This window comes from Candidatus Clostridium eludens (assembly GCF_045310515.1).
GTDB classification, from domain to species: Bacteria; Bacillota; Clostridia; order Clostridiales; family Clostridiaceae; genus Clostridium_B; species Clostridium_B eludens.
The window spans coordinates 1-6,172 of record NZ_JBJHZX010000094.1 but is presented as its reverse complement, the minus strand read 5'-3'; the positions used below and the strand labels follow the sequence as shown (position 1 = coordinate 6,172).

2 protein-coding genes and 1 pseudogene are annotated in these 6,172 nt (G+C 29.8%); all 3 read right to left on the bottom strand.

Annotation, left to right across the window (positions count from 1 at the left end):
* Positions 1 to 676: 676 nt before the first annotated feature.
* Positions 677 to 2,104: a methyl-accepting chemotaxis protein gene (locus tag ACJDU8_RS25015; protein WP_406794905.1), complete on the bottom strand. Its 1,428-nt coding sequence runs from the start codon at positions 2,102 to 2,104 to the stop codon at positions 677 to 679.
* Positions 2,105 to 2,435: 331 nt separating this feature from the next.
* A pseudogene (locus ACJDU8_RS25010) lies at positions 2,436 to 4,633 on the bottom strand (HD domain-containing phosphohydrolase).
* Positions 4,634 to 5,013: 380 nt separating this feature from the next.
* Complete coding sequence (locus tag ACJDU8_RS25005; protein WP_406794904.1) at positions 5,014 to 5,460, bottom strand: MarR family winged helix-turn-helix transcriptional regulator; 447 nt, start codon at positions 5,458 to 5,460, stop codon at positions 5,014 to 5,016.
* Positions 5,461 to 6,172 lie beyond the last annotated feature (712 nt).

Genomic DNA, 6,172 nt, shown 5'->3' with positions numbered 1-6,172 from the left:
TAATAGGAGATTACATTCAAGTTTAAGATTTATGGCTCCACATGAATTTTATAACCTTTATTTTGGAGAAAACCTAAGAAATATTCAAATAAGGGTCTAAATTTAAGAGAAATGAGGAATTTATTAGATTCTGTCCAAAACGAGGGGGTTAATCCGCCTATTGTAATTAGACACTAAATTTATAATATTCAATTTTTAAATCATATGATACAATATATGATGAGAATGAAAATGAAAACACTGAAATAAAGTAACCATTACTTTTATGAGTGTCAATAATAGGCAGGAATCTAATAATTATGGACTAAGAATGTGTATTTTTTAGTCCATAATTATTTTTTGTACATTTGATAGAATAATAGCTAACCATAAATCAAGCCTTTATTATTTAAATTAATTTTGGAACGTTTTATATATTGTATTGATGTTTTGATACTATTTTTAATAAAAGATTGCACAACAGTTGTACAACAGAACAAGGATGCTCCCATTACCCCTTTTAGTTTAGCGTAGGTTTTGTCGGAAATGTTGGTGCTACACTCACAAGAGTGCTGTATCTAATTGACTTATAAATTTCTGAGAACTCTAATTAGATTTAAACAATATTTCTTAGCTATTGTGGTAGTTTTTAGATACGCTTTAAATAAAACCAAATTCCCTTATATGCCTAAGTAGTTTAAAATACATTTTTGCCATTGTTAGTAAGCACATTTGCCTGATTTTTTATATCATCTAACATTTTGATAATGTCTAATGATAAATTCTTGGCTCTAGTAGCATTACTTAAAGCTTCATCTCTACTTCCGGACTTAATCTTATCAATTACTATATGTCCAATTTTATGCAATTCCAAGTGTATTGAATCTATTTTATCCCATATGACTTTAATACCTTCATCTTTTGGTTCTACTGATTCATAGAAATGTCCAAATCCACATCTATGGCCATCTGTTTGTAATGGTCGTATCAGCATTTTGTTCGCCATAGATTCAAGAGTATTAACCCAATTTACATGAGCTGAAATAGCATTATCCATTGCATCTACAAAAGTATCATTATCCATTCTAAAATTGCTTTCATAAAAAATCCCATTACTCAACTTTGCTAAATTTGAAACATGGTCTTCAATTTTAGAAATAGAATCCCCCATATTACCAATTTCTATTGATTTATCATAGATTTCTTCTGATATTGCCTTAATATTATGAGCATCTTCACCTAAAGAGTAGGTTTCATCACTAATATGTTCAATAGAGGCACTTATTTCCTGTGATGTACTAGCTACTTGAGCAACATTACTTGAAACTAATTCAATGCTCTCTTTACTTTCTTTAATAGATTTAGAAATATCACTAATAGAACCATTCATGTTAAATATAGCAGCTTTAGTTTGGCATACACTATCTTTACTCTGAGCAGAAGCTTTTTCAATATCACTCATCAGATTATTTATGAATGTAAGCTGTTCTTGTGTAACATCAGCAAGTTTTCTTACCTCCTCAGCTACAACGGCAAATCCTCTACCATTTTCTCCAGCTCTTGCAGCCTCTATACTTGCATTTAAAGCCAAAAGATTTGTTTGTTCGGCTATTTGTTTAATACCGTCAACAGTACTTTTCATGTTTACTACCAACTGTAATAAATTATTTATATCCCTTTCCATTGATACGGAATTATTGAGAAGATCATCTTTCAAGCTATTTACTTTATCTAAGGATTTATTGTTGCCTTCATTTAAGGTTAAAAGTGAGTTAGCTTGAGATGATATTTCTTCTATGGATGAAGTATACTCCATGGCGTTACTTGATATTTCGGCCATATTTTCATTTATCTCATGTATCACAGTTGTAATATTGTCTGTGTATTTTTTCAAATTTTCCGATTTAGATGCTAACGTAGTTGATTGGTGCTTCATCCTTACATTAAATGCACTAATACTAATAGCTACATCAATAATACCTCTTATCATAGTTTTTACTGGTGACGATATTTTGTCTATAGCTTTAAACTTATGTTCTATACTCTTAATAATGTCCTTACTTCCTGCAGAATGTTCTTCAAGTATTTTCTTGATACTTTTAATTTTATTTTTCCCTTGAAACACTGTGAGCCTCCTAAACATTTTTTAAAATAAAATCGTGGCATTTAATAAATATTACCAAATAATAATTATAGTTAGGTTTTATCATATTATAACATTTATACTTAATTGATATCAATATAATTTTTTACACTATATATAAATGCGTTTATGTGATTTTAAAGAAATAAGTACAGCTGTATACAGTTAATCTACCTAATATCTAATTAAGTAGATGCTAAAAAGTTACTGAAAAAGAAAACTGTAGCATAAAGACAGCATAGAATTCAATTTTGAATAATACCATGTTTTTTAAATTATGTAGTGTTTAATAGCCTTGATAGCTAACAATACTTTAATTAAATGATTTATTCAATACTTTTTCAATGAATATTCTTATAAGTGATGGATCAAATTGAATACTTGCATTTATTTTTAGCTCTTCTATAGCAACTTCTTCAGGTAAAGCATTACGGTAATTTCTGTCACTAACCATAGCATCATAAGAATCAGCTATTGTAATGATTTTTGATTGCAGTGGTATTTCTTCTCCCTTTAGGCCTTTAGGATATCCACTTCCATCATATTTTTCATGATGAGCTAATACAACTTTGCTATTTCTAACATGTCACTTACTGTACTAAGTATTCTATATCCTATTTCAGGATGACGTTTTATTTCCTCCCATTCATCCTCCGTTAGTTTTCCCTTCTTATTGAGTATGTTTTCTTCTATAGCTATTTTGCCTATATCATGAAGTAACCCTATGGTCTTAAGTTCCTCGATTTCGCCTTCAGATAAGCTAAGTGCTTCTCCCATACTTCCGCATAATTCTGAAACTCTATGAGAGTGTTGCTCTTCCCTTTTGTTTTTTTCATGAAGAGTACGAATGATAGCTTTTACAGTTTTTCCTCTCATACTTGGACTTTCCAGGAGTTTTTTCTTATACATATTATCTTCAGCTTTTTTAAAGGTTTCTTGAACCTCTTCTTTTTCATTCTTTTTAGTTGCATATCCAAAGGAAATATCTATATTGATGGAGCTTACTTTTTCTTTTAAGGCTATTCCTTTTATACGTTTAACAATCTGTTTTGTTTCATGTGCATCTGTTTTTGGTAGTAAAATCACAAACTCATCACCTCCGAGCCTAGCGATAATGTCCCCAGCTCGACATCCTTTTGTCATTACTTCTGATACTTTCCTAAGAAGTTTATCTCCTGTGGTATGACCAAAGGAATCATTGATAAGCTTTAATCCATTCACATCTGCCATAACAATAGTCAAAGGAAAATTTTTTTCCGAATCTAATCGCCTTAATTCCTCTTGAAAAAACCTTCTATTATATAAATTCGTTAAATGGTCATGGTAGCTTAAATATTCTAAGTTATGTTCCATTTGTTTTCTCTCGCTGATATCTCGGCATAAAGAATGCAAAACTTTTTTTTCATTTAGCAAAATAGATGTTAGCATAGTCTCAACGGGTAATAAGGTACCATCACACTTCTTAAACCACCATTCAGATTTAAAATTTCCATTTTCAATAGCGTTTTTGAATATTTCATCTACTTTTTCTTTAGAAGTTTTTCCATCGGGTTGCTTTTCTGGCGAAAAGTCACATGGACTTTTACCGAGTATGCTTACTTTAGAATCATATCCCAATAATTTAATGGCAGCTGGGTTGCAATCAATCACCTTATTATTTCCCAAAATGAACACAGCATCCGATGAGCTTTCAAAGAGTGTCCTAAAAGTACATTCGCTTACTTTTAACGCTTTCTCTGTCTGTTTTCTTACAGTGATATCCGTAAAGATTATTGCTAGTTGCAATTTCTTTGGTCTGTAAGCAATTACTTCATAATATTTACTTCTTTCTTGTACGTAGTGTTCGTAGTGTATAGACTCTCCTATTTTTATTACACGTTCAAATTTTTCAATTAAGTTTTTTTTCATACCGGGGAATATCTCAAAAACAGTTTTTCCTAAGCTGTCTTTCTTTTTTAATCCTCTTAATTTCTCATAGCTTTCATTTGCGTCCAAAAGTTTAAAATTTATAATTTTTTCTTCCTCATTAACATTTCCTTGAAAAAGTGCTAACCCTTGGTGCATTTGATTTACAAGAGTTTTGTATCTTTCTTCACTTTTGATTAATTCCTCTTTGCTCTCAACAATCTGATCATATTGGGCTCTTAGCTCCTCCTCAGAAGCAGTCAATTGTTGTACAAGTGCTTCAAGTTCTTCATTACATGCTGATACTTCATCATAGCTTTCATTGAGTTTCATTTCGGTTATACCAATCTTCTTCACCAGACTGATTATTAATAAATACAGAATAATGGAAGTAACAGCAACATATAACCAACCTCTGAATATACTTATAATTAGCAGCATATCCTTATTAGCAGCGAACTTGTTTGCAACTATATTTGAAAAGTATATCCAAAAAAATCCTATTGCAGAATATATCAGACATATCTTAATACATTCGTATTTATATTTGCTTTTTGGGTTAACTTTTAATGTGGAATGAAGCTTTTTTCTTATCAACGAAATCATAACATACCCCCATCACCATTATATTTCATTAGGTTTGGCTTAATTTTATATTCTAATATGAACATTTTATATTTTAATTTTATACTAATATCTACAAATCTCAACAAAAACTTTATCGAAGCTTGTTTATAAACAAATCCTTATATTACACCATAATCAAGAAAATTCACTATAGCTCATGATTTTTAAATTAGAATCTTATTGGAAATTTTATAAATTCTTATATATTAAAAAAATATTATAACAGATTTAAAAATAAAATAAGCAATTTTTAATCTGTAGTACTTAATTACAGATTAAAAATTGCTTTTAGAAAAATTCAAGTTATTTAAGGATAGGCTCTTGGTCTTACTTTCAATCTTTTTATATAATCTCATATTTTACTGTAAAAACCTTAAGAGTTCTTTATGAATGCGAAGTAGTGTGTAAATATCTTCAGACGATATTTTTTCTAACACTGAAATCATAGCAATATATGAGGCCGGAGTTTGAGCTGATTTTTTTGATACTTCCTTACCTTCAGCTGTTAAAATTAAGTTAATTTCTCGCCTGTCATCTTCAGATGCTTTACGTTCAACCAACCCTAAAGCAACCAGTTCATCTACGTTAACACTTGCTGTGCTTTTAGGAATGAGTAATTTCTCTGTTATTTCTTTTAAAGTTATTAATGGAGAAGAATATATGGTATTTAAAATTCCTAGTTGCTGCAATGTCAAACCAAGACTTTCAGCATTTTGTTGTGTAAATTTAGCTAAAGTTTTGCTGATCCCCATAAAAGATTGAACTACCTCCGCAGCTTGTTTTACCTTAAAATCATTGTAGTCCATGAAAACATCCCCTCATTTAATATAGTTCATCAATGAACAGTTCTACTATAAACCATATTAAATTATTTATAGAATACTGTCAATATGATTAATTAACATGTATTAAATTACCTCTGCGACTTAGCTAAATAATGGCATAAACAAATTATTATTGACATAGGTTATCACGTATTTGTATAAGAAGCTGGACATTAAAGTTCAATTGTATAAAAATATCTTTGTAGACTAGAATCAGTATCTATATATTTTGAAAAAAACAGTTATTCAACAACCTAAATAAGGTAAAGTTATTCTTTCATACAATGACTATGAAAAGAGTAGAAAGTGGTACAAGGATTTTGATGTAAAGGAGTAAAATGACCAAGGAGTTAGTAATAAAAGTCATGAAAATGGGTATATGAAAAAAGGAGTCTAAGTTAGAACTAATATTCCTCTCTGACAGGGTAAGGCACTATTGATCTAAATGGCACGTTCATTCATCTGTTGCGGTAACATTTTCCTTGGATTCATAGGTTGACCAGAAACCTGTTTGTATTTTTTGTTTGGCTCTCTTTGTCTTTTTGCTATTAAATCTTTTACTTTTTATCAAAATTCATTAGTTATTCCCCAATAATTGTTTTTATATCCTCGAGCTGAGTAAATTTTATAGATTTTAATTTATCGCATCCTAGGTATAATATTCATCATACGTACTTTATTATTCATAATCAAA